Source organism: Bacteroides sp. 1001136B_160425_E2, from assembly GCF_015559655.1.
In the GTDB taxonomy this organism is placed as follows: domain Bacteria; phylum Bacteroidota; class Bacteroidia; order Bacteroidales; family Bacteroidaceae; genus Bacteroides; species Bacteroides luhongzhouii.
Genome location: NZ_JADMQH010000007.1, coordinates 249093 through 273287 on the forward strand (window position 1 = coordinate 249093; position 24195 = coordinate 273287).

The 24195-nt window shown below is 43.0% G+C and carries 18 protein-coding genes; 7 read left to right on the plus strand and 11 right to left on the minus strand.

Annotated elements, in window-relative coordinates:
• Positions 1–9: 9 nt before the first annotated feature.
• The 6 genes from I2I04_RS09220 to I2I04_RS09245 form a co-directional block, all read right to left on the minus strand.
• A complete protein-coding gene (locus tag I2I04_RS09220; RefSeq protein ID WP_195654872.1) occupies positions 10–1458 on the minus strand; it encodes a UDP-N-acetylmuramoyl-L-alanyl-D-glutamate--2,6-diaminopimelate ligase in 1449 nt (482 codons plus the stop codon).
• Between the two features lie 29 nt (positions 1459–1487).
• On the minus strand, positions 1488–3614 hold the full coding sequence (locus tag I2I04_RS09225) for a penicillin-binding protein (protein ID WP_143257081.1): 2127 nt from the start codon (positions 3612–3614) through the stop codon (positions 1488–1490).
• Between the two features lie 76 nt (positions 3615–3690).
• Complete coding sequence (locus I2I04_RS09230) at positions 3691–4047, minus strand: FtsL-like putative cell division protein (protein ID WP_143256833.1); 357 nt, start codon at positions 4045–4047, stop codon at positions 3691–3693.
• Between the two features lie 6 nt (positions 4048–4053).
• Positions 4054–4968: a 16S rRNA (cytosine(1402)-N(4))-methyltransferase RsmH gene (rsmH, locus tag I2I04_RS09235; RefSeq protein WP_143257082.1), complete on the minus strand. Its 915-nt coding sequence runs from the start codon at positions 4966–4968 to the stop codon at positions 4054–4056.
• Positions 4955–5425, minus strand: coding sequence for a division/cell wall cluster transcriptional repressor MraZ (gene mraZ, locus I2I04_RS09240; RefSeq protein ID WP_015532169.1), 471 nt, complete (start codon positions 5423–5425; stop codon positions 4955–4957). Before mraZ ends, rsmH begins: the two co-directional genes overlap by 14 nt.
• 462 nt (positions 5426–5887) lie before the next feature.
• Positions 5888–6391, minus strand: a complete 504-nt coding sequence (locus I2I04_RS09245) for an RNA polymerase sigma factor (protein ID WP_004315377.1) — start codon at positions 6389–6391, stop codon at positions 5888–5890.
• A 258-nt stretch (positions 6392–6649) separates the two neighbouring features.
• On the opposite strand from I2I04_RS09245, the gene I2I04_RS09250 reads away from it, so the two are divergent.
• A complete protein-coding gene (locus I2I04_RS09250) occupies positions 6650–7468 on the plus strand; it encodes a 1-acyl-sn-glycerol-3-phosphate acyltransferase (RefSeq protein WP_195470094.1) in 819 nt (272 codons plus the stop codon).
• Positions 7469–7494: 26 nt separating this feature from the next.
• Entirely contained in the window at positions 7495–8511 is a 1017-nt protein-coding gene (locus I2I04_RS09255; protein WP_143256835.1) for a GNAT family N-acetyltransferase, read from the plus strand.
• On the opposite strand, the gene I2I04_RS09260 is transcribed toward I2I04_RS09255, so the two are convergent.
• On the minus strand, positions 8483–9829 hold the full coding sequence (locus I2I04_RS09260; RefSeq protein ID WP_143256836.1) for a deoxyguanosinetriphosphate triphosphohydrolase: 1347 nt from the start codon (positions 9827–9829) through the stop codon (positions 8483–8485). The genes I2I04_RS09255 and I2I04_RS09260 overlap by 29 nt on opposite strands.
• 125 nt (positions 9830–9954) lie before the next feature.
• Between I2I04_RS09260 and dut the strand changes: the two genes are divergently transcribed.
• The 5 genes from dut to I2I04_RS09285 are packed head-to-tail and all read left to right on the plus strand — an operon-like array spanning position 9955 to position 18089.
• The gene (dut, locus tag I2I04_RS09265) at positions 9955–10386 is read left to right on the plus strand and encodes a dUTP diphosphatase (protein ID WP_143256837.1); all 432 of its coding nucleotides are present in this window, start codon (positions 9955–9957) and stop codon (positions 10384–10386) included.
• A gap of 23 nt (positions 10387–10409) precedes the next feature.
• Entirely contained in the window at positions 10410–12182 is a 1773-nt protein-coding gene (locus tag I2I04_RS09270; RefSeq protein ID WP_195654862.1) for a tetratricopeptide repeat protein, read from the plus strand.
• Positions 12179–12754 (plus strand): DUF4292 domain-containing protein, encoded by a 576-nt coding sequence (locus I2I04_RS09275; RefSeq protein ID WP_143256839.1) that lies wholly within the window; start codon positions 12179–12181, stop codon positions 12752–12754. The genes I2I04_RS09270 and I2I04_RS09275 overlap by 4 nt, the downstream gene beginning before the upstream one ends.
• A complete protein-coding gene (locus tag I2I04_RS09280; protein WP_195654863.1) occupies positions 12751–14052 on the plus strand; it encodes a murein hydrolase activator EnvC family protein in 1302 nt (433 codons plus the stop codon). The genes I2I04_RS09275 and I2I04_RS09280 overlap by 4 nt, the downstream gene beginning before the upstream one ends.
• Positions 14053–14072: 20 nt before the next feature.
• On the plus strand, positions 14073–18089 hold the full coding sequence (locus I2I04_RS09285) for a two-component regulator propeller domain-containing protein (protein WP_195654864.1): 4017 nt from the start codon (positions 14073–14075) through the stop codon (positions 18087–18089).
• Positions 18090–18208: 119 nt separating this feature from the next.
• Here the strand turns inward: I2I04_RS09285 and I2I04_RS09290 are convergent, their stop codons facing one another.
• From I2I04_RS09290 to I2I04_RS09305, 4 genes are all read right to left on the minus strand, one after another.
• Entirely contained in the window at positions 18209–19894 is a 1686-nt protein-coding gene (locus I2I04_RS09290; protein WP_195470097.1) for an arylsulfatase, read from the minus strand.
• Positions 19895–19906: 12 nt separating this feature from the next.
• Positions 19907–21268, minus strand: a complete 1362-nt coding sequence (locus tag I2I04_RS09295; protein ID WP_195654865.1) for a sulfatase-like hydrolase/transferase — start codon at positions 21266–21268, stop codon at positions 19907–19909.
• A 240-nt stretch (positions 21269–21508) separates the two neighbouring features.
• On the minus strand, positions 21509–22450 hold the full coding sequence (locus I2I04_RS09300) for a hypothetical protein (protein WP_195654866.1): 942 nt from the start codon (positions 22448–22450) through the stop codon (positions 21509–21511).
• 34 nt (positions 22451–22484) lie between these two features.
• Complete coding sequence (locus I2I04_RS09305) at positions 22485–24194, minus strand: RagB/SusD family nutrient uptake outer membrane protein (RefSeq protein WP_195470100.1); 1710 nt, start codon at positions 24192–24194, stop codon at positions 22485–22487.
• Position 24195 lies beyond the last annotated feature (1 nt).

Below are 24195 nucleotides of genomic sequence, written 5' to 3' on the forward strand. Positions count from 1 at the left end.
ATCTATTCATTATTTAAAAATTTCTTTGAGTACTTCTTTATCGTCAAAATGATGTTTTACTCCTTTTATCTCCTGGTAATTCTCGTGTCCTTTTCCGGCGACGAGGATTACATCTCCTTTTTCTGCCAGCATGCAAGCCGTGCGAATCGCTTCTTTACGGTCGGCAATGCTTAGCGTTTTCTTCATGTCCTCCGCATCCAGTCCGGCGAGCATGTCGTTGATGATGTCTTGCGGCTCTTCGAAGCGCGGATTGTCTGAAGTGATGATGACGCGGTCGCTGGCCTTGGCAGCTTCCTTTGCCATGATGGGGCGTTTGCCCTTGTCACGGTTACCGCCGGCACCTACCACTGTAATCACTTTTCCTTTTCCTTCAAGTACTCCATGTATGGCATTCAATACATTAATAAGAGCATCCGGAGTATGCGCATAATCTACAATCGCTGTAACTCCCTGCGGCGAACGGACCGCGTCGAAGCGTCCGGCTACCGGATGAAGCGTGCTAAGGGCCACAAGCACCTCTTCTTCTTTCTTGCCTAACAGAACGGCTGCCCCGAATACTGCCAGCAAATTGGAAGCATTGAACTTACCGATAAACTGAACTGCCAGCTCATGGTTGTTGAAGTCGAGCAACATCCCTTCAAAATGAGACTCCAACACCCGCCCTTTAAAGTCGCAAAGGCTTCTCAATGAATAAGTATGGACTTTAGAACGTGTGTTCTGTGTCATCACCAGTCCGTTCTTATCGTCAAGATTGGTCAGACTGAACGCATTCTTGGGCAGCTCGTCAAAGAACGTCTTCTTCGCTTTCAGATAGTTCTCTACCGTTTTATGATAGTCGAGATGGTCGCGGGTCAGATTGGTAAAGATACCTCCTGCAAACTTTAGTCCACTGATACGTTTCTGTGCAATAGAGTGTGAACTGACTTCCATGAAAACATATTTGCATCCTTCATCCGCCATTCGTCCCAATAGACGGTTCAGCGTGATGGGATCAGGCGTGGTATGCTCTGTCGGAATCGGCTCATCGTCGATATAATTGCAAACAGTAGAAATCAATCCTACCTTATATCCGAAATAACGGAATGTATTATATAATAAGGTAGCGATTGTTGTTTTTCCGTTCGTTCCGGTAACGCCAACCAATTCCATTTTGGAAGTCGGGTCGCCGTAGAAAGTAGTAGCAATCTTTCCTACCGCATCTTCACTGTCTTTTACTTGTATATAAGTGATCCCCGCAACAGGCTCTTCCGGCATATTTTCACAAAGAATAGCGGTAGCTCCTTTAGCTATGGCAGCAGGTATGTAGGCATGACCGTCGGCTTGCGTGCCGCGCATTGCCATGAATAGTTGGCCGGCTTCCACTAGACGGGAGTCAATATTGACTCCGGTGATTTCTATGTCTGAATCTCCGGCTACCTCTACCGGTTGGATCGCTTTCAGTAACTCCTTTAATAACATCACTCTATTTAATTTTTAATCTTTAATTTTTACTTTAGCGTCAGCGTCACCGTCTGTCCCTTCTTTACGATGGTCCCGTTGGCTATCGACTGGCTTTTTACTTTGCCCACTCCGACCAGATTGACTTTCAATCCTTTACTTTCCAACAAGTAGACAGCATCTTTCGCTCCCATTCCTATTACACTCGGCACAAAATTCTGCATATTGCTCCGGCTTTCAAGAACCACAGCTTGCGGGGCGGAGTGTGTATTTCCCCACACTTCTTTTCCCGAATCGGCTACTTTTCCCTGTATATTAATCTCCAGCTCTTCCAACACCCGTTGTGTTTCGCGCATCTCTCCGGCTTTTACATTCGGAATGACTACGGAATTGGTATCAATCGCGTTGGTAAGCGGCAATCGCAGGTCTTTGGCATACACTCTTTCTGCAATCTTGCTGAATACACTACCTGCCATCAAACCTCCCGAAGCCGGCAAACCCGGTTTCTGAATAGAGACAATCATACTATATTTAGGCGCCTCTGACGGGAAATATCCGCAGAAACTAACCAGGTAGTTCGTTCTTCCCGTCTTGTATCCGGCTGCTCCTTGTGAAATCTGTGCTGTTCCCGTTTTACCTGAAACGTGGAACTGCTTGCTTCCCGCAGGCTTGGCAAGTCCTTCACCGACCACTTTCCGGAGTATTTCACGAATCTGTGCCAGGGTCTTATCCGAACAGATTTTAGGATTGATAACTTCCGTCGGGTATTCTTTCACGACTTCCCCGTCTTTTATGGCAGCTTTAACAAACTTCGGACGCACGCTGACTCCATTATTGGCTATTCCATTGTAGAATGTAAGAATATTGATCGGAGGAACCTGTGTCTCGTATCCGATACTCATCCACGGCAAAGTGGTCTTCGCAAAATAACGTTCTTTCGGACCACGGATATTCGGCTTTCCTTCTCCTGAAATCTGCAGGTGGAGCGGTTGGTCAATACTCATCCGTTTCAACCCGTCTACGAACTTCTGTGGATTGCTGCCATAGAAATGATCTATAATATAAGAGGTACCGACGTTGGACGAAACTCCCAGAATTTCAGTAACAGTCAGCTTTCCATATCCTCCACGGTGCCAGTTGTGGTCTTTCATGACACGTCCGTACATTGGCATCTGTCCGTTGCCGGTGTCTACCACATAGTCCGGAGTGATCTTGCCGTCTTCAAGAGCTACCATGATAGAGGCCGTCTTGAAAGTAGACCCCGGTTCAAGCATATCGCTGATGGCATTGTTGCGCATTTCGTAATATCCGCCGTCTTTGCCTTGCATCATGTTGACGATAGCCTTTACTTCTCCGGTAGCTACTTCCATCAATACCACCACGCCTACACTGGCATTCAGCTCTTTCAACTTGTCCACCAATGCTTTCTCGCAAATATCCTGCATACCTACGTCGATGGTACTAATAAGATCACAACCGTCAACCGGTGGCACATCAACAATGTTCAGGTATTTGTTCATTACCTTCTGGCGGTGCGTCAGTCCGTCCCGTCCTTTCAGGATGGTGTCGAAAGCAAGTTCGATGCCATTTCTGGCTCCTTTGGCAGTATCTGCATACACATCTCCCAGCGTACGGGCAGCCAGTGAACCGAAAGGTTTCTTGCGCTGATTGTAAGCCTGTTCTTTGAATCCGCCTTTATAGCGGTTCAAACAGAATACAGGCAGTCTCTTTACCTCTTTATATTGTATATAGGAGATACGTTTCGGATAAATCAGATAATTGCGGCTTTTTGCCTGGCGTCCTTTCTTGAGGTGTGCCTTGAATTGAGCCGCACTCTTGTCCGGGAATATCTTGTGAAGTCCGATACAGATTGAATCCATATTGGCATTGAGGATGGAATCCCGGCGTGCCTGATCTTTCTGCCTGCGTTTTTCATCCTTTTCACCGGACATAAAGTCCATATATATTCTGTACTCGGGCAGAGAGCTGGCCATCAGTTTACCGTCAGAAGAAATAATGTTTCCACGATTAGGTTTTACCGTCACATTCTCTTTTACGAAACGGTCAGCCACATCCTGCCAGTATTGTCGTTCAGCAAACATGGTGATGCCTGCTTTTACAACAATAGCTACTCCTATCAACGCCATCAACAGGATGACGAAGAAGTAACGGGTCATTATGTTCTTTTTATTAACTGCCACAGTATTTGTCTTTTAAACGCTTAACTATCATTTATCAACTATCCGCTATCATCTATTTAATAAGGTAAGGAGGATTGGTTGATGTTTGCAAATCGCTTTCCTTACTCGATATATAATCTTCAATGCGTGACTGGCGGCTCTTTTCCATCAGCTCCGAGCTGCGAGTCAGTGCATCGTATTTAATGTCTGTCAATTCCTTTTTCAGCCGGTCTATTTCGATCTGTTGCTGTTGACTGGCATAACGATTGTGAATGTAGAAGATGATGAATACCATGATAAGTACCAGCAACTTCGTTTGACGGCGGAAAAAATCGGTAGCCAGAATGTCTCCACCCAGAATACTCTTCAGAGAGGTGCGTTTTTTCTTCTTGCCCTCTTCTGTTTTCTTATTTACTACTTCTTCTTCCATATCTTTCTATTTCTTTTCTGCAATTCGTAATTTGGCACTTCTCGACCGTGGGTTTCGTTCTATTTCTGCTTCATCGGGAACGATTACCTTATTGTTGACAAGCCGGAAAGGCGTTTGCAAATTTCCGAAGAAGTCGGTTTCTGCTTTTCCTTCTATGTTTCCTGTCTTCATGATGTTTTTCACCATGCGGTCTTCCAATGAATGATAAGTGATTACCACCAGTCTGCCGCCCGGCTTTAAAGCTTTCGTTGCTGCCTGTAACATCTCCTTCAGCGCTTCCATCTCTTGATTTACTTCGATCCGTAGCGCCTGGAACACTTTTGCCAGTTCTTTCTTTTCGCGTTCACGACCGAAAAGCGGTTTGATGATTTCCAGAAACTCGCCGATGGTCCGGATGTATTGTCCGCTTCTGGCTTTGACGATGACAGAAGCCAGTTTGCGGCTGTTTTTCAGCTCTCCGTACAGGTAGAGGAGGTTTGCAAGACGTTCTTCCTCGTAAGTATTCACGATGTCTGCTGCTGTAATTCCGGCACGCTTGTTCATACGCATATCCAGCGCTCCGTCAAAACGGAAAGAAAAGCCGCGTTCGCTATCATCGAAATGATGGGACGATACACCGAGGTCAGCCAGGATCGAATCCACCTGTTCAATGTCGTGGTAGCGCAGGAAATTTTGCAGGTAACGGAAGTTGCTGCGCACAAAGATGAAATGAGGGTCGTTGACAATGTTCCTTTCAGCGTCCTCGTCTTGGTCGAATCCCAGCAGGCGTCCGCCTTCTCCGAGTCGTGAAAGTATTTCGCGCGAATGTCCCGCTCCTCCGAATGTTACGTCTACATACGTTCCGTCCGGCTGGATATTCATCCCGTCAACGCTTTCTTTCAGCAATACAGGTACATGATATGTCAATTCATCTTTCTCCATCTTGTCTATTATCATCGTTCATAATTTCTTCTAATGCTGCACCGAACTCTTCGGGCGGCATGAAAGGCTGTTCTGCCCGCTCTTTCGCCCAGATCTCTATCTTGTTGTCGATGCCGATAAAGCGTATATCCCCATGGATGCTGCAAATCTGCAAATATCGTTTCGGGATTAATATACGTCCGTTGCTGTCAGGTGTCACCACTTCAACGTCGCTCACAAACTGTCTGAAAATGAGTTGGTGTTTGCTGTTCCATTTGTTCAGCCTGCTGCGAAGCTCGTTCAACTCCTCGTTCCACACGCTCTCGGGGTACAGGGTCAAACAGTCCTGAAATACGTCTTTGCGCATAATAAGCCTTTCTTCGGAAGCTGCTTGTAGCTGCTTCCTGAAGGTAGCGGGTATGAACACCCTTCCTTTGGCGTCCGCCCTGGCTTCAATATTTCCTAAAAAACGTATCATTACCTTATTATAATAAGCGACCGTAAAAGTATGAAATTCCCCACAATTCCCCACAACTTTCCATAAAAAACTTTCAGAGAAGTTTTCAACAGAATGTTAAATGTCTATTTGCTTGAAAATGATGCGGCTTTGAGAGTAGTCTGCTGGTGGGGGAGTTATGGCAGTAAAACGGGAAAAAATGTCTGTATAGGTGAATTTTAAATAATAGGGTAGTGAAGACTTCTTTTGATGCAATAGGAATTTGTCCGACACCCGGGTCTCATCATACCTGACACCCGGGTGTCGGACCCATTGAGACCCGGGTGTTGTAGGTGTTGAGACCCGGGTGTCGTGCAACTAATTTTAGTAATAAAAGAAAAGGCAGAATATACCGGAGTATTTCTGCCTTTTAATCATTATCAAAACTAAAATCTGTATTAAAGAAGTATGTGATCCGAGATCACCAATTTATATAGTTAAGGTCTAGCGGAAGTCTTTCAATTCTTCCTGTAATTTCTGGCGCGTGAAGAAAATACGGCTCTTTACTGTGCCTAGCGGGAGGTTCAGCTTTTCCGCAATCTCACGGTATTTGAATCCTGAAACGTGCATGGCGAACGGAACTCTGTATTCTTTGGGGAGTTTGTTGACTACACGGTGCATCTCTTTCAGGTCGTATGCTCTTTCTGTGCTTTCTGAACTTCCGTCCTGTGGTAAATTCAGATGATAAAGATTATCCGTCTGATCGACGAATGTCTGGTCGCGAACTACCTTGCGGTAGTTATTTATGAATATGTTGCGCATGATGGTATACATCCATCCTTTGAAGTTTGTATCAGGGGTATATTTATCTTCATTATCTAATGCTTTTAATGATGTCTCCTGCAACAAATCGTTTGCTTCTTCACGGTCAGTTGTCAGTTTGTAAGCGAAGCGTAGTAATTCATCTTGTACTCCTACTAAATCTTTTCTGAAGCTTAAACTTTTCATATGTGTTGCTTTTTAAAGGTGAATATTCGTTTGTTATTTTCGATGTTGCAAGTTTACGTGAATTTCTGAAACCCGATAGGGGGAAATCCGACGTTTTTATACCCGAAAACTATCTTCGGATAGTTTTTAGGTTGTTTTTGATAGTTTTTGGGTGGTATTTTTTTATCTTCTGAACTTAAATCCTGCATTTTCTACCAAATTATTGCGATTAATAAAAAAGAACCGTTAATTTTGTGCCATCATTTTTATTTGAAAAGAATGACTGATGACTCTTTATTTTTGATTGATGTCGATAAGATACTTCGGACAAAGGCTCCGAAGCATTATAAGTACATCCCTAAATTCGTGGTTTCTTATCTGAAGAAAATTGTTCATCAGGATGAAATTAATGTATTCCTGAATGAGTCGAAGGGTAGATTGGGTGTGGACTTTCTGGAGGCATGTATGGATTTTCTGGATGCGAAAGTGGACGTGAAAGGCATTGAAAATTTGCCTAAGGATGGTCTGTATACTTTTGTTTCTAATCATCCGTTAGGCGGACAGGACGGTGTTGCGCTTGGTTATGTGTTAGGAAAACACTATGATGGGAAAGTGAAATACCTAGTGAATGATTTATTGATGAATCTTCGCGGGTTAGCTCCCCTTTGTATTCCTATTAATAAAACCGGCAAACAGGCAAAAGACTTCCCGAAAATGGTGGAGGCCGGATTCCAGTCCGATGATCAGCTGATAATGTTTCCTGCCGGACTGTGTTCGCGTCGTCAGAATGGAGTCATTCGTGACCTGGAATGGAAAAAGACATTTATAGTAAAAAGCATACAAGCAAAACGTGATGTAATACCTGTGCGTTTCGGCGGTAGAAATTCTGATTTCTTTTACAACCTGGCAAATATATGCAAGGCATTGGGTATTAAGTTTAACATCGCTATGTTGTATCTTGCGGATGAAATGTTTAAGAATCGCCACAAAACTTTTACTGTCACTTTTGGCAAACCCATACCTTGGCAGACTTTCGATAAATCGAAAACCCCTGCACAGTGGGCTGAATACGTAAAAGATATTGTTTATAAACTGTAACTGATAGAACAACTATAACAAGGAATATGGAAGAGATTATTAAACCGGTAAGCAAAGAACTGCTGAAGGCAGAATTGACGGAAGACAAACGCTTACGAATGACGAATAAGAGTAATAATCAGATTTATATTATTACTCATCAGAATGCTCCTAATGTAATGAGAGAAATTGGTCGTTTGCGTGAAATAGCTTTCCGTGCTGCTGGTGGAGGAACAGGTCTGTCAATGGATATCGATGAATATGATACGATGGAGCATCCTTATAAGCAGTTGATCGTATGGAATCCGGAAGCGGAAGAAATTCTGGGTGGTTACCGGTATCTGCTTGGTACGGACGTGCGTTTTGATGAAAAAGGCGCGCCAATTCTGGCAACTTCCCACATGTTTCATTTTTCTGATGCTTTTATTAAGGAATACCTGCCGCAGACAATTGAGTTGGGGCGTTCGTTTGTTACGTTAGAATATCAGTCTACCCGTGCCGGAAGCAAAGGATTGTTCGCTTTGGATAACCTGTGGGATGGGTTGGGAGCGTTGACCGTAGTTATGCCGAATGTGAAATACTTCTTTGGCAAAGTGACCATGTATCCTAGCTATCATCGTCGTGGCCGTGATATGATTCTTCATTTCCTTAAGAAACATTTTTATGACAAAGAGAAGCTTGTTACTCCGATTGAGCCTCTGCAGCTTGAGACTTCCGAAGAAGAGTTGAACGCATTGTTCTGCAAGAATACTTTTAAAGAGGACTATAAAATATTGAATTGTGAAATCCGTAAATTGGGATATAATATTCCTCCGTTGGTAAATGCGTATATGAGTTTAAGCCCTACGATGCGCATGTTCGGAACAGCAGTCAATTACGAGTTCGGTGATGTGGAAGAAACCGGTATCCTGATTGCTGTAGACGAGATTCTTGAAGATAAACGAATTCGACACATCCAGACGTTTATTGAAAGCCATCCGGATGCGTTGAGGTTGTCTTCTTGTGAAGGGGAAGAGGTTTTTACTCCTAAAGTGGTTACACCGCAGGCAGACTGTTCCCGTTAATTTTACGATAAAGATCAAGAGCAAAGACGTCGGTCATTCCCGATATATAATCAAGTACCGCCTGTATTCTTTCATAGAGTACGGGCGATTTTATATTGTATTGGCTGGAAACTCGGTCAATCAGGAGTTTGGAATAAGCTTCTTCCGGTGAGGTTACAGCATCTATCATTAATTCAAGCAGGGTGCTGATGACGCGAAAACCGGCCAGCTCAATATCCAGTACGTCCCGCGAACGGTAAATTTTCTTCATGGATACCTCGGCGCAGTGTTTATAGGCTGCCGCCGGACGTTCGGCAATGCGTTTGATGAGTGTTCCCTCGAATGTACCGGATAACAGTTCCTGTTCATGATCCACAAAGACACGAGTGCACTCCCGGATCAGTAAACCGATAACGGAAGAACGCAAATAAGCGATTTGTTCATTGATGTCGTTGACAATCTGGAATGTTTTCCGGAGATGCCCCTGTCGTTCTTCGCTGAAATAGGACATTAACAGTTCCTTGGTTTCTTCTGTGGTGAGAAGCTTCAGCTTGTATGCATCCTCAATATCCATCATTTGGTAACAGATGTCGTCCGCAGCTTCAACTAAATAGACTAATGGATGGCGTGCGTACTTTAAAGGATGCTCGTTGAGCAGAGTCAGCCCTAATTCGGTTGCTATTTTTTGGAAGCTTTCTTCTTCGCTGACGAAGAAACCAAACTTCGATTTGGTACCCGCAAGACTCGATGAAAAGGGATATTTCACGATAGAAGCCAAAGTGGTATATGTCAGGACGAATCCGCCTTTGCGACGTCCTTCAAACTGATGTGTCAGTATCCGGAATGCATTTGCATTTCCTTCAAAATGTGTCAAATCTTCCCATTCCATCGGAGAAAGTTGCTCACCGTTCGGCTGTTTCTCTTTCAGACGCAGCCCTTTCCCTTCGGAGAAAAAGGTGGAAATGGCTTGCTCGCCTGAATGGCCGAAGGGCGGATTGCCCAAATCGTGTGCCAGGCAAGCGGCAGCAACGACAGAGCCGATCTCCGGCAGGAAAGAATCCTGAAGTTCCGGTTGACGTTCCAGAAGCGCTTTGGCTACATCATTGCCGAGTGAACGGCCGACGCTGGAGACTTCAAGGCTGTGTGTAAGCCTGTTGTGCACAAAAACGCTGCCCGGTAGAGGGAATACTTGCGTTTTGTTCTGTAATCTGCGGAAAGGAGCCGAAAAAATGAGACGGTCATAGTCCCGTTGAAACTCCGATCGATTTTCCTGTCGCTCTTCATGGAATTCTTCCATTCCGAAACGTTTAGCTGATATTAATTGGTTCCAATTCATCATTATTGTTTACGATTTAGCTGTTTACCATTCGCAAATTGGCTGCAGGTACATTATTTAACTGCAAACTTAACTATTTTTCAGTTCAAAATGTGTATTTTCGCCCGTTAAATAGTAAACATGCATTTATGAATATTCAAGTTATCAATAAATCGAAGCATCCGCTTCCGGCTTATGCCACCGAATTGTCCGCAGGAATGGATATCCGTGCTAATCTTTCTGAACCTATCACACTGGAACCGTTGCAACGTTGTCTGGTGCCGACAGGATTGTATATCGCCCTGCCGAAGGGATTTGAGGCGCAAGTCCGTCCACGTAGCGGACTGGCGATAAAGAAAGGTATCACAGTACTTAATTCTCCGGGTACGATTGATGCGGATTATCGTGGAGAGGTTTGTATCATTTTAGTCAATCTCTCGTCCGAGGCTTTTGTTATTGAAGATGGCGAACGTATCGCGCAGATGGTGATAGCAAAGCACGAACAGCCTGTATGGAAGGAAGTGGAAGTGTTGGATGAAACGGAACGCGGAGCCGGTGGCTTCGGACATACCGGAGTATGATGAATGCTTAATCGAAAAATAGAATGAAGATAAAAATAGGATGGCTGTTCGTGACGGTGTTAGCGCTCACTTCGTGTGGGGGAACCCGTTCTATGCGTACAGCAAAAACAGCAGTGAAGGCGGATGCATCCTTTTCGGTAAAAGAATCATTGATTCCTGCTGAACACCAGCGTAAATATGACTACTTCTTTTTGGAAGCCATGCGGATGAAAGAAAAGAATGAGTATGATGCGGCATTTGGCTTGTTACAGCATTGCCTGGATATCAACCCGAACGCTTCTTCGGCGCTTTATGAAATATCGCAGTATTATATGTTCCTCCGCCAGGTGACGCAAGGGCAGGCGGCTTTGGAGCAGGCAGTGGCTTTTGCTCCTGATAATTACTGGTATAGCCAGGGGCTGGTCAGCCTGTATCAGCAACAGAACGAGTTGGATAAGGCTGTAACGTTGCTTGAGAAAATGGTAACCCGTTTCCCGTCAAAGCAGGAGCCTTTGTTCAGTCTTCTTGATATTTACAGTCGTCAGGAGAAATATAATGATGTCATTTCTACATTGAACCGTTTAGAGAAACGTTTGGGTAAGAATGAACAGCTTTCTATGGAGAAATTCCGTATTTATCTTCAGATGAAAGATGATAAGAAAGCATTTCAGGAAATAGAAAGTCTGGTACAGGAATATCCGATGGACATGCGTTATCAGGTGATATTGGGAGATGTGTATCTTCAGAATGGAAAAAAGCAGGAAGCTTATGATGCATATCAGAAGGTGCTGGCTGTAGAGCCTGACAATCCGATGGCTCTTTTTTCAATGGCTTCTTATTATGAACAGACCGGTCAGAAAGAGTTGTATCAACAGCAGCTGGATACTTTGTTGCTGAATAAGAAGGTGACTTCAGATACCAAAATCAGTGTTATGAGACAGGTGATTGTGGAAAACGAGCAGTCGTCTGCTAAAGATAGTACTCAAGTGATTGCCTTGTTCGACCGGATGATGAAGCAGGAAATGGATGATCCGCAGATTCCAATGCTTTATTCTCAATATCTGTTATCGAAGAATATGGAAAAGGAGGCTGTTCCGGTATTGGAGCAGGTGGTTGATTTGGATCCTACCAATAAGGCGGCTCGTCTGATGCTGGTTAGTGCGGCGGTGAAGAAGGAAGACTACAAGCAAATTATCAAAGTTTGTGAACCGGGTATTGAGGCCACTCCTGATGCGTTGGAACTTTATTATTATCTGGCTATTGCATATCATCAGGCAGAACAAACGGATAGTGTATTGAGTGTTTGCAACAGAGCATTGGAACATGTAACTGCCGATACCAGAAAAGAAGTTGTTTCGGATTTCTATTCAATTATGGGGGATATTTATCATACCAAGAAACAGATGGCGGAGGCTTATGCCGCTTACGATTCGTCTTTGGTGTACAATCCTTCCAATATTGGTGCATTGAATAACTATGCTTATTATCTGTCTGTGGAACGTCGTGATTTGGACAAGGCGGAGGAGATGAGTTATAAAACGGTGAAAGCCGAACCTAATAACTCGACCTATCTCGATACTTACGCATGGATTCTTTTTGAAAAGGGAAACTATGCCGAAGCCCGTATCTATATTGATAATGCAATGAAGAATGACGGCGAGAAGAGTGGTGTGATTGTGGAGCATTGCGGAGATATTTATTTTATGACCGGCGATACTGAAGGTGCGTTGAAATATTGGAAGAAGGCACTGGAAATGGGTAGCGAGTCGAAAACGTTGAAACAGAAAATAGAAAAGAAGAAATATATTGCGGAATGAAAAGAATAGTTTATCTACTGTTGGTGCTAGTGGTGTTGGCTGGCTGTAAGAGTTCGAAGCACTTGGCAACCTCGGAAACTAAGACTTCGACAAAGGCTCCGGCATCCAGTTACCTGGCTTCCAAGCTTCAGTTGACCATTCCCGGTAAGAAGGGAAGTATGTCTGTAGGGGGAACCATGAAGATGAAAACTCATGAGCGGGTACAAATCTCCTTATTGATGCCTATTCTGCGTACGGAAGTGGCACGTATAGAAGTTACTCCCGACGAAGTTTTATTGGTAGACAGGATGAATAAACGCTTTGTTCGTGCCACTAAAGCTGAATTGAAAAACGTATTGTCGAAGAATGTGGAGTTTTCCCGTTTGGAAAAGATATTGATGGATGCCTCTCTTCCTGGTGGAAAGACGGAGCTGACAGGAAAAGATATAGGAATCCCTTCATTAGAAAAGGCTAAAGTTCAACTTTATGAGTTTTCTACACAAGAGTTTTCAATGACTCCGACGGAACTGACGGCCAAATACAACCAGGTTCCCTTGGAGGAATTAGTAAAAATGCTGGTAGCTTTATTATGATGAAACGTTTCTTTGTTATTCTAATCAGTTGCCTTTGGCTGGCAGTTCCTCTTTTCGCTCAATCGAACAAGTTGATTCGTGAGCTGGAAAGTAAACGCGGTGCGCTGCAAAAGCAGATTGCCGAATCGGAATCTATATTGAAGGATACAAAGAAAGATGTGGGAAGCCAGTTGAATAGTCTGGCAGTGTTGACCGGACAGATTGAAGAGCGGAAACGCTATATCATGGCTATCAACAATGATGTGGAGGCTATCCAGCGTGAATTGGCTTCATTGGAGCGCCAGTTGAGAGGCTTGGAGAAGGACTTGAAAGATAAAAAGAAGAAATATGAAGCTTCTGTCCAGTATTTGTATAAGAATAAGTCGATAGAGGAGAAGCTCATGTTTATTTTTTCAGCAAAGAATCTGGGGCAGACTTATCGGCGTATGCGATACGTTCGTGAATATGCCACTTATCAACGTCTGCAAGGGGAAGAAATCCTAAAGAAACAGGAGCAGATACGCAAGAAGAAAGCGGAACGTCAACAGGTGAAAGCCGCCAAAGAGAACCTGCTGCAAGAACGTGAGAGTGAGAAGGGTAAGTTGGAAGAACAGGAAAAAGAGAAACGTACGTTGGTAGCTAATCTGCAAAAGAAACAGAAAGGATTGCAGAATGAAATTAATAAAAAACGCAGGGAAGCTAATCAACTGAATGCCCGCATTGATAAATTAATAGCGGAAGAAATAGAGCGTGCCCGTAAGCGTGCGCAGGAAGAAGCTCGTCGTGAAGCGGCTGCCCGTAAGAAAGAGGAAAGCAAGGAGGGAAAATCCGCTGCAACGGAGACGACCGCCAAATCGAAACCTCTCGAGGCTTATACCATGAGTAAGGCGGATCGGGAATTATCGGGCAACTTTGCCGCTAATCGTGGGAAATTGCCAATGCCTATATCCGGTGCTTACATCATCACCAGCCGTTACGGACAATATGCCGTAGAGGGTTTGCGCAACGTGAAACTGGATAACAAAGGTATCGATATTCAGGGAAGGCCCGGTGCGCAGGCACGTGCCATTTTTGATGGAAAGGTGGCTGCTGTATTCCAATTGAACGGATTATTTAATGTGCTTATTCGTCATGGTGATTATATTTCAGTTTATTGTAATCTTTCTTCTGCCTCCGTTAAAGCTGGTGACACGGTGAAGACAAAGCAGAACATTGGTCAGGTCTTTTCTGATGGTACGGATAATGGACGAACGGTATTGCATTTCCAGTTACGTAGGGAGAAAGAAAAGTTGAACCCTGAACCTTGGCTGAATCGATAATTGAATAAAAAACACGTAGAATGAAGTTAACTAAAATACTAATATGCTTGCTGGTTTTTTGGACCGGAACACTATCCGCGTCTCCTTATTTTTCGTTCAAGAAATATCAGGTAGAAGATGGATTGTCTCATAATACCGTGTGGTGCGCCCTACAAGATAGTTATGGTTTTATCTGGCTGGGTACCAGTGACGGATTGAACCGTTATGACGGGCGAGGCAATAAAGTGTACCGGAATGTTCTCAACGATAAATTTTCATTAGAGAATAATTTTGTGGAAGCCTTGATAGAGGTGGACAAAAATATCTGGGTTGGAACAAACTCCGGACTTTATATTTATGACCGAGATACCGATCGTTTCTCTTACTTTGATAAAACGACGCAGTATAATGTGTATATCAGTAGTGAGATTAAAAAGATTATCAAGACTGAAAATGGTCTTATCTGGATTGCGACTTTGGGACAGGGATTTTTTATTTATGATCCGAAAACAGAGGTGCTGACTCAAAATAGTATTCAGACGTCTTTTGTCTGGGACCTCTGTCAAAGCGCTGATCGGAAGAGGGTTTATATATCTTCCTTACAGGAAGGACTTTTGTGCTTTGACGAAAACGGCAAGTTTCTCCGGACATATGAAATCTCATTAGATATAAATGCTTCCGATAGTTATAAAGTGAACTGTATTCAGAATATCGATGGAGAAATCTGGATTGGAGCGGGAAGCAATCTGTTGAGCCGTTTGGATGAACGAACCGAAGCCATAGACAATTATAGTGGTTCGGCGTTTAATTTCGGGGCTGTTCATTGTTTGCTGAAGTATACGGATAAAGAGCTGCTGGTAGGAACGGACAACGGGCTTTATCTGTTCGATCAAAATACAAACACATTCCAGCGGGCGGATAATCCCGCCGATCCGAGAAGTTTGAGTGACCAGACTATCAATGGAATGATGTGGGATGCCGAAGGGGCCCTTTGGGTGTTGACCAATTTGGGTGGAATCAACTATATGTCCAAGCAGACTAAACGCTTTGATTATTATTCACCTGCCTATCTGTCCGGAGTGCCGGGAGCGGGGGAGGTCGTTGCTCCTTTCTGTGAGAATAAAGATGGGAATATATGGATTGGGACTCAAAGCGGTTTGTATTTCTTCAATGCTGCTACCCAAGAGCTTTCTCCTTATGCAATAGGAGGAGCTAAAAATCAAAAGTATGACATTCGTTCTTTAATGCTGGATGGTGACTATTTATGGATCGGTACTTATGCCGGAGGAATACGGGTTATCAATTTACGCACGGGAGCAGTGAAAGCCTATACTCATTCTCGTGGAATCCCCAATACGATTTGTAGTAACGATGTGTTGTGTATTTATAAAGGACGAAAAGGAGAAATTTATGTAGGAACGAGTTGGGGGTTGTGTTGTTATGACGCTGCTCGAGATAACTTTATGACCATCACAAGTGTCGGTTCAATGGTTTCTGTTGTCGATATCTATGAGGATATGTACAATCATCTCTGGATTGCGACTTCCAATAGTGGTGTGTTTTCTTACAACACAATGAATGCTCATTGGAAACATTATCGGCATGAACGGGAAGATTCGACTACGATCACCAGTAATTCGGTCATTACTTTGTTTGAAGATGCGAAAGGAACCATGTGGTTTGGTACGAATGGGGGAGGACTGTGTTCTTTTGATGCTAAAGAGAAAAGATTCATTGAGTTTGATTCGCATAATACTTTATTACCTAACAAGGTTATTTATGCGATTGAACAAGATCAGGGAGGTGATTTCTGGATATCCAGTAATGCCGGAATCTTTAAGATTAATCCTGTCACAAAAGATCATTTCCGCCAGTTCACGATTAATGACGGCTTGCAAGGGAACCAGTTCATAGCTCGATCTTCATTGAAATCATCCGAAGGAAAAATCTATTTTGGTGGGATCAACGGCTTTAATGTATTTCAGCCGGAACAGTTTGTAGATAACAAATATATTCCTCCGGTTTATGTGACTGATATCCGGTTGCCTTATCAAACCGACGAACAGGAGGTAAAGAAACTGCTTCAGTTGGATAAGCCGCTTTATATGGCTGATAAGGTGACTTTATCTTATGAAAACAATAGTTTCTCTATTCGTTTTGTCGCTCTTAGTTTTGAAGATCCGGGGAAGAACCGGTATTCTTATATACTTCGGGGAGTGGATAAGGAGTGGATTATGAATACCGATAACAATATAGCTTCTTACACAAATTTACCTCCTGGTGAGTATCTGTTCGAAGTCAGAGGATCTAATAATGATCGTCAGTGGAATGAGAACACTACCATTTTAAAGGTGGTGATTACTCCTCCTTGGTGGCGCAGTACCTTTGCTTACTTCGTTTATGTCCTCATGCTGTTGGGATGGATCGGTTGGATGGCTTGGCGATGGAATCTCCGCGTTAAACGCAAGTATAAACGGCGGATGGAAAAATACCAGATTGCCAAGGAACAGGAAGTTTACAAGTCGAAGATTAGCTTTTTCATCAATCTGGTGCATGAGATACGTACTCCGCTTAGTTTGATACGGCTTCCTTTGGAAAAATTATTGGAGAAGGAACGTGAAGGAAAAGATCTCAAGTATTTGTCTGTGATAGATAAGAATGTAAATTATCTGTTAGGGATTACTAATGAATTGCTTGATTTTCAGAAGATGGAGAGTGGCACGCTGCATCTGAATCTGAAAAAGAGTGATATAAAAGAACTTGTCAGTGATGTTTATAATCAGTTTACAAGCCCGGCTGAATTGAAAGGGATTGATTTGCAACTGACTGTGCCTGAACAAGAACTGGTGTCTACGGTGGATAGGGATAAATTAAGTAAGATTCTTGTCAATCTGATGGGAAATGCCATTAAATATGCGCATGCGCATATTGACTTGAGGCTGCTTGTCACTGATGGGGGATATGAGATCCAAGTGAACGATGATGGCCCCGGAATACCGGATGAACAGAAACAAAAGATATTTGAGGCTTTCTATCAATTGCCTGACGATAAGGTGGCCACAGCTGTAGGCACTGGCATCGGATTGGCTTTTGCAAAGTCTTTGGCAGAGGCTCATCAGGGAGATTTGCGTCTGGAAGATAATGTTGGAGGTGGTTCTTCGTTTATACTGTCTCTTCCGCTCAAAGAGTGGGAGACGGAAAAAACTGCCGATATTGTGGAAATATCCCCGGAGCATGCAGATGCTTCTGAAAGGATTTCTTCGGAGTATTCAGGAAAGAAATTCACGGTTCTGTTGGTTGAAGATAATGTTGATTTGCTGAATCTGACTCGTGAGTCATTGGCGGAATGGTTCCGTGTGTTGAGAGCTTCCAACGGTCGTGAAGCATTTGAAGTGCTTGCGAAGGAAAATGTGGATGTGATAGTGAGTGACGTTATGATGCCGGAGATGGATGGTCTGGAACTTTGCAGTAAGGTGAAATCCGAAATCTCTTATTCACATATTCCGGTCATATTGTTGACAGCGAAAACCACTTTGGAGTCTAAAGTCGAAGGACTTGAATGTGGAGCGGATGTATATGTTGAGAAACCATTCTCTGTTAAACAGCTCCGTATGCAGATCGAGAATCTGTTGAAGTTGAGGCAGTCTTTCCATAAATTGATGGTGAGCTTGGCAGGAGATACAGTTGCTGTTTCAACAACGGATTTTGCGATGTCTCAAAAAGACTGTGAATTTATAGCGAAGATACAAGGAGTAATAGCCGAACAGCTGGCGGATGAGAACTTCTCGATAGATACTTTGTCGGAACAGATGAATATGAGCCGTTCTAATTTCTATCGGAAGATAAAGGCTTTGTCCGGAATGTCTCCTAATGATTATTTGAAGACACTTCGTATGAATAGAGCTGCTGAACTGATTGTGAGCGGTACCCGGATTTCTGAAGTGGCAGCGCAGGTAGGATTTACTTCTTCCTCTTATTTTGCGAAATGTTTTAAAGCACAATATGGTGTACTGCCTAAGGAATATACCGGTCAGCCTCCGATTTCAGGTGAGGCCTGATGAAGAATGGATAAAAGCATATAAAAAAACTCCTGCCGTGCAATATCATTGGATATTCTCCGACAGGAGTAAAATATAAAATAATTAATCGAGTACTCTTTTAATTAATCGAACCTTTTCTATTTCTTTTTCTGTCCCGGGTAGGGTTCTACCATACAACGTTTTGCCCATGCTTCGTAAGCCTTTGTCATTTCCGCTACTTTTTCAGGGTGTTGTGCTGCCAGATTATGCATTTCGCTCCGGTCTTCATTCAGGTTGTATAATTCCCATTTAGCGTTTTCTCCCGGACGAACCAGTTTCCAACCGTCATTAGAAAGGAATGCACGTTCATTGTAATGTTCGAATCCAAGGTAGTCATGTCCTTCACGATGTCCGGTCTTGAAGATAGGAACCAGGCTCTTACCTTCCAATGGGATGATGTCATTTCCTTTATATTTGCTAGGATAAGTGGCGCCTGCCATATCGATACAAGTAGCCATGATGTCCATCACATGCCCGATTTCGGAAGTCGTTTTGCCGACATTCTTCTTGATACCTTTTGGCCAGTGGGCAATCATCGGAGTACAGATTCCTCCTTCATAAGATTTGGCTTTCCAGAAACGGAACGGTGTGTTGGCTACGTTTGCCCAGCGTGCTCCCAGTGAAGCGTAAGTTGTTTCCGGGCCAGGCAGTACTTCTTTGTTATGAGGGTAAACCATTTTCTCTCCTTTACGTGTCATATCAGGACGGTCATTTTCTCCTGGAGAGTAGTTTTGGCAATCTTCATTACTGCATCCGTTATCGGAAAGAAATAGAATCAGCGTATTTTCAAGTTGTCCTGTCTTTTCCAGGGCGTCGATAACTTGTCCTATCCCCTGGTCCATACGGTCGATCATAGCAGCGTGAACGGCCATAGCACGTGCATCCCATTCTGCATGTTGGTTGTCTTCCCATTTATCTTTGAATTGTCTGTCAGACAGAAAATTATCCATGTTCGGGAATATACCCAGCTGTTTCTGACGTTCGTAACGGGCGTTACGGATAGCTTCCCAGCCTACTTTATAGGTATCCTTATATTTTTCAATATCTTCCGGCAGTGCATGCAATGGCCAGTGTGGGGCTGTGTAGGCCAAATACATAAAGAATGGTTTATCGTCTTTCGCATACTCTTTCACTTCTTTCACAGCACGATCTGAAAGTGCCTGTGTGATATAGTATCCGTCGGGTACTTCTTTTACAGGTACTTCGCCTTCTACCAGACTGAACGGATCAAAATAGTCTACTACACCATAGATAGTACCATAATGGGTGTCAAATCCGCGATTCACCGGATAATGACAAAGATCAGAATAGGTTTCGTGGTATACGTGATGCGCGAGCCATTCGCGTTGGTCTTTGCGTAGTGGAGTTTCTGCGATGTGCCATTTACCTACCATGCTGGTGGCATATCCTGATTCTTTCAATACTTCGGCGATGGTTACGGCATTGCGTGAGAGTGTCCCCCGGTATCCCGGCAGATGGTCATCGAAGGTCATACGTCCGATTCCCGCCTGATGTTGATAAAGTCCTGTCAACAGGGAAGCACGCGTCGGACAACTACGGCTGGTGTTATAGAAATGATTGAAACGTACTCCTTGTTTTGCCAGTTTGTCCAGATTAGGTGTGTGAATTTCACTACCGTAGCATCCCAGATCGGAATAGCCAAGGTCATCTGCAAGAATTACCAGGATATTAGGCCTTTGATCAGACTTTTTTCCTTTGGCATTTGCAGCAGTGTTGCCGGCTATCATCAGTGCTGCCGGCAGAAGAAAAGCTTTAGAATTCATGAATATTATTGTTTAATTAGAGGTTTGTAATCCTTTGTCTCGGTTTTCGGCATACCATTTACATACTTTCTTGCTCAACTTGGTAACCAAATCAGGATGCTCATTTGCGATATTATTCTTTTCGAACTTGTCCTTTTCCATATCATATAGCTGTGCATCGCTTCCGTCGCCGTTCACTAATAATTTCCATTTTCCACTACGTATAGCTAAATGAGGGCTTCTGTCATAAGGGTTTCCTGGAAAACCGAAATGTTTGTTTCGTCCGAAGTCCCACATTAAATCGGTCTTGCGTTTGGCTTCCGATTTCCCGAGAAGCACTTTTGAATAGTTCTGCCCATCACCTTTGTAACCTTTTTCTGTTTTGATTCCGGCTATAGAACACAAAGTCGGATATAAATCTACAGCACATAATACAGACTCGTTATTTACCTGTCCGGCTTTAATTTTCTTTGGATATCTAATGATGAACGGCATACGGATACCTCCTTCATAAAGACTATTTTTAGTTCCTCTCAAATAAGCGGAACGTACAGATTTAAAGCTGGGTGCAGGACCATTGTCGCTAGTGAAAATAATGATTGTATTTTCTCCCACTCCCAGCTCATCCAGGGTTTTAATGAAACGTCCGAGTTGTTTATCCATTTCTGCAAGTACAGGAGCGAACGCTTCTTGTGTTTCCCAGCTTTTTCTTTCCTTTTGTTTGAATTCCGGTACCCAAGGGGTATGCATATCATCCGGCCAGAGATTCAAGAAGAAGGGTTCGTCTTTGTGCTTTTTTACAAACTCAATACTTTTATCTACAAAGTATTCGGTACGTCTCCAGCGTTTTACACTGTCTTTATCCGACCATATCCACTTGGTTGCAGTGATTGTCGGGTCCGGATCCGGACTTTCGTAGGTTGATATGTATTCGTCAAAACCGTAATTCTTAATAGAAGGAGCATTGTGCACGTCACGTCCGCCTCCCATATGCCATTTTCCGATGTGTCCTGTTGAGTAACCTGCATTTTGGAAGGCACGTGCCATTGAAGGCAACTTATCATCAAGAAAATTACGTTGTTCGCATCTTTTATTGGCTGCTTTGTCATTCAGGAAAGTGTTGATGCCCACTTCAAGAGGAAAGAGTCCTGTGGTCAATCCGCAGCGGGATGGAGAGCTAACCGGTGCAGAAGAGTAATATTGGTTGAATAATAGCCCGTCCTGTGCCAACTTGTCAATATTGGGAGTAGGAACGAATTTACCTCCATAACAACCTATGTCACCGATACCCATATCATCGATATAGATAATTACTACATTAGGTTTTGTTTCTGCTTGTGTGTTAGCAATAGGGAGTAGGGCTCCCAGCCAGGGTAAATGTTTTTTCAGATTCATAATTATTGTGATTTAATTAACTTTAGTTTTTCGTGATGACTTTTCGCAAAAGTAGGGAAGATATCAGAGAAGGAAGGAAAAATACTAATCAATAAAGGAAAAAAAATGGTAGAATGATAGATTTCTTCTTTCTTCTATTGAGAAAACAGGAATAGAGAAGTTCGTAGAAACCGAAAACTTCTCTATTCTTCTAATTATTTTATGATACTATCATTGGAGAAAGTATCTTGAATGGGAGCTTTACTTCGTCACGGTTTTAGTCAGTAATTGTACCCATGAGTATTTAGTGTTTTCTACCCAATTATCCGGTGAGACTTCGATAGTACCAGTTTTTGCTGTTATCTTTTGTATACAAATCAATCCTTTTTTTCCATTTGTAGTTTTGAACAGGTAAACTTTATCTGCTTGAATTGCTAAAACTTCGGAGGTTGGATCAGCTAGACTTTCTATCGGAGTTGCGTCTACTTGGGAGATTACGTTGAATTCCGCTTGCGATAAAGAGGTTTCAGCAAATAATGTGTGTTGCAAACCATTAATTGTCATCAAGCCATAATCACTTCTTTTAGCTGGTGAAACAAGAGCTGGTACTGCTTCGCTTCCTGAAGGTAAGATAATATCTCCGAGTGAGAAATCGATTTCGTCTGCATATTTCATGGCATCAGCAGCCATATAAGTGCGTCCTAAAAGCCATGTTGCATAGTAACAGCCATAATAAGCTGAAGCTGTCTCTACTATTTCTCCATCTTTTCCATAATCCGGATCGGAGAATAAAACGGAAGGAGTGATTTCTACCAGTAAATTACGTTGGTAAGTATGACCGTCAGCACCTAGAACGACTACTGTAATACAAGCGTTTTCTTTTAAAGAAGTAAATTTATAAGTAGTCTCATAATTAGCGGTTCCGTCTTCAAAAGACTGGGCCGTTTCTTCTATCAGGCTTCCTTGTATTCCAGTCTTGGAGTCTGCCTGATAAATTTCAAAACTCATGATCTCTCCCTGTACTTTGACAGTTGCCGTGTATTCTGTAACTCCTTTCTCTAATGATACTCTATTGTTCTGATCGACACCTGTAAATTCAATTTTGATAGGTGCTTCATAATCAACTTCATATTTATCTACACAACTGAATAGTCCGAATAAACTGATTGACAGAATTAATACAATTATACTATTTGTTTTCATGACTTTATTTTTTTAAGTAAACATTCTATTTAGATTAGTATCCCGGATTCTGATAGATATTCGGGCAGTTATTAACTTCATCCTGTGGTATTGGAGCCAAATTCATACGCTCGTTATAGTTTCGTGTATCTAAAGTTACCCGTTGATATTCACCATTAATTTTCTTTATTCCGACAGCTGGTAATCTCATTACATCTTTTGCTATCAGCCATCTTCTTATATCAAAGAATCGATGATCTTCAAAACAAAGTTCTACACGGCGTTCTTTGCGTATGCGTTCCCGAAGGGTTGCTTGATTATAATCTGCGGCCAATAAGTCTGTCGTAATGCCAGCACGACGGCGTACTCTGTTAAGCTGTATTATTGCTTTTTCTCTGGCTATGTTTGTATCTTCAGCTTCATTCTCCGCTTCTGCATAATCAAGTAGAATTTCTGCGTATCTCATCATTGGAAAGTCCATATAAGTAGTACCTCCTTTTCGATGATCGATACGATCATCCAGAAATTTAGTCAGAAAATATCCGCTTCCCCATCTGTATGATTTTGACAGATCTATTGTAGCTGGTTTACCGTTCACTAAAGGCCAAGTAGCACCATCACATAAGATGCTCTGTGCTAAACGAGGATCTCTGTTTGTGTAAGGCGAATTTTCATTGTAACCGGAGTTCGGGTTGATAATAGCTTTCGTATTTGATTGGTAACCGAGAATGGGCTGTGAACCGTCGAGCATATCATAACAATCTACTAGCCATTGATTCGGGCAAGTCAGTAGCTCTTTATTTACATTCCAGGGATCAAAGGCAGGCATCATTCCGTAAAGGTCATTTGCCGGTGCGCGGAGAAATCCCATGATTACCTCACCATTGGCACGAGTATTGAATAATCGTGTGTAGCTCTTTTCGGGAGTGGTCGGATCTTCATATAAACGATAGAAATCTCCATTGTCAGCATATTCAATCATATCGTAGGCAGCATTAGCCGCTTCTTTCCAAGTTACTCCGGACGCATTGTGTAAGGGACTTGCTGCATAAAGTAATGTGCGTGCCAGGTAGCCTAGGGCTGCTCCCCGAGTAGCTCTTCCGTAGTCTGCTGCATCGTATTTGTCGGGCAATACTCCCGGTTCCGCAAGTTCTTTGAATTCATTAGCAATCCAACGGACTGTGGTCTCTAACGATTCACGTTTGATTTCATCATAAAGTAATGGATCGAGTTCTTTGTCTCCGATTACTAATGCTCCGTAGAAACGAAACAGTTCGTGGTGATACAATGCACGTAGAAAGCGTACTTGATTTTTCAGGGAAATCTTTTCTGCATCCTCCAACGGTGAACGGTCTACGTTGTTCAGGAATGTGTTTGCAGAACGAATGGCCTTATAGTAGAATATCCATGGATGGTCACCGCCAATCAAACCTTTGGAAGCATCAATTCCCCCTTTGATAAACTTTTCGAGTTCGGGAATAACTGCCCCTCCGGCACGGGTTGTATTTCCCGCTCCATCGTCTGTGGCATTGTCAAGCATACAGGGGGAGCCACCGATGTTTGCTAAAAAACCAAAACTGCCGAGGCGGTCTCTCCCCATACGCATACGTGCATACAAGTCGTATGCAACTTTGCGGGTCAATGTAATGTCCGAATAAACTTTCTCTGTATCCGTAAGATCCAGTTCGGTTTCTTTCATCAGGCTATCTGCGCTACAACTGGCAAGCAGGACAGCCGTTACAAAGGATATAAATAGTTTTCTCATA

What these genes read in the sequence shown, in the direction of transcription:
- I2I04_RS09290 (WP_195470097.1), bottom strand. Translation starts at nt 19,894, where the DNA reads ATGAATTCTAAAGCTTTTCTTCTGCCGGCAGCACTGATGATAGCCGGC.
- I2I04_RS09285 (WP_195654864.1), top strand. Translation starts at nt 14,073, where the DNA reads ATGAAGTTAACTAAAATACTAATATGCTTGCTGGTTTTTTGGACCGGA.
- I2I04_RS09300 (WP_195654866.1), bottom strand. Translation starts at nt 22,450, where the DNA reads ATGAAAACAAATAGTATAATTGTATTAATTCTGTCAATCAGTTTATTC.
- I2I04_RS09250 (WP_195470094.1), top strand. Translation starts at nt 6,650, where the DNA reads ATGACTGATGACTCTTTATTTTTGATTGATGTCGATAAGATACTTCGG.
- I2I04_RS09220 (WP_195654872.1), bottom strand. Translation starts at nt 1,458, where the DNA reads ATGTTATTAAAGGAGTTACTGAAAGCGATCCAACCGGTAGAGGTAGCC.
- dut (WP_143256837.1), top strand. Translation starts at nt 9,955, where the DNA reads ATGAATATTCAAGTTATCAATAAATCGAAGCATCCGCTTCCGGCTTAT.
- mraZ (WP_015532169.1), bottom strand. Translation starts at nt 5,425, where the DNA reads ATGATACGTTTTTTAGGAAATATTGAAGCCAGGGCGGACGCCAAAGGA.
- I2I04_RS09255 (WP_143256835.1), top strand. Translation starts at nt 7,495, where the DNA reads ATGGAAGAGATTATTAAACCGGTAAGCAAAGAACTGCTGAAGGCAGAA.
- I2I04_RS09305 (WP_195470100.1), bottom strand. Translation starts at nt 24,194, where the DNA reads ATGAGAAAACTATTTATATCCTTTGTAACGGCTGTCCTGCTTGCCAGT.
- I2I04_RS09270 (WP_195654862.1), top strand. Translation starts at nt 10,410, where the DNA reads ATGAAGATAAAAATAGGATGGCTGTTCGTGACGGTGTTAGCGCTCACT.
- I2I04_RS09225 (WP_143257081.1), bottom strand. Translation starts at nt 3,614, where the DNA reads ATGACCCGTTACTTCTTCGTCATCCTGTTGATGGCGTTGATAGGAGTA.
- I2I04_RS09260 (WP_143256836.1), bottom strand. Translation starts at nt 9,829, where the DNA reads ATGATGAATTGGAACCAATTAATATCAGCTAAACGTTTCGGAATGGAA.
- I2I04_RS09280 (WP_195654863.1), top strand. Translation starts at nt 12,751, where the DNA reads ATGATGAAACGTTTCTTTGTTATTCTAATCAGTTGCCTTTGGCTGGCA.
- I2I04_RS09230 (WP_143256833.1), bottom strand. Translation starts at nt 4,047, where the DNA reads ATGGAAGAAGAAGTAGTAAATAAGAAAACAGAAGAGGGCAAGAAGAAA.
- I2I04_RS09295 (WP_195654865.1), bottom strand. Translation starts at nt 21,268, where the DNA reads ATGAATCTGAAAAAACATTTACCCTGGCTGGGAGCCCTACTCCCTATT.
- rsmH (WP_143257082.1), bottom strand. Translation starts at nt 4,968, where the DNA reads ATGGAGAAAGATGAATTGACATATCATGTACCTGTATTGCTGAAAGAA.
- I2I04_RS09275 (WP_143256839.1), top strand. Translation starts at nt 12,179, where the DNA reads ATGAAAAGAATAGTTTATCTACTGTTGGTGCTAGTGGTGTTGGCTGGC.
- I2I04_RS09245 (WP_004315377.1), bottom strand. Translation starts at nt 6,391, where the DNA reads ATGAAAAGTTTAAGCTTCAGAAAAGATTTAGTAGGAGTACAAGATGAA.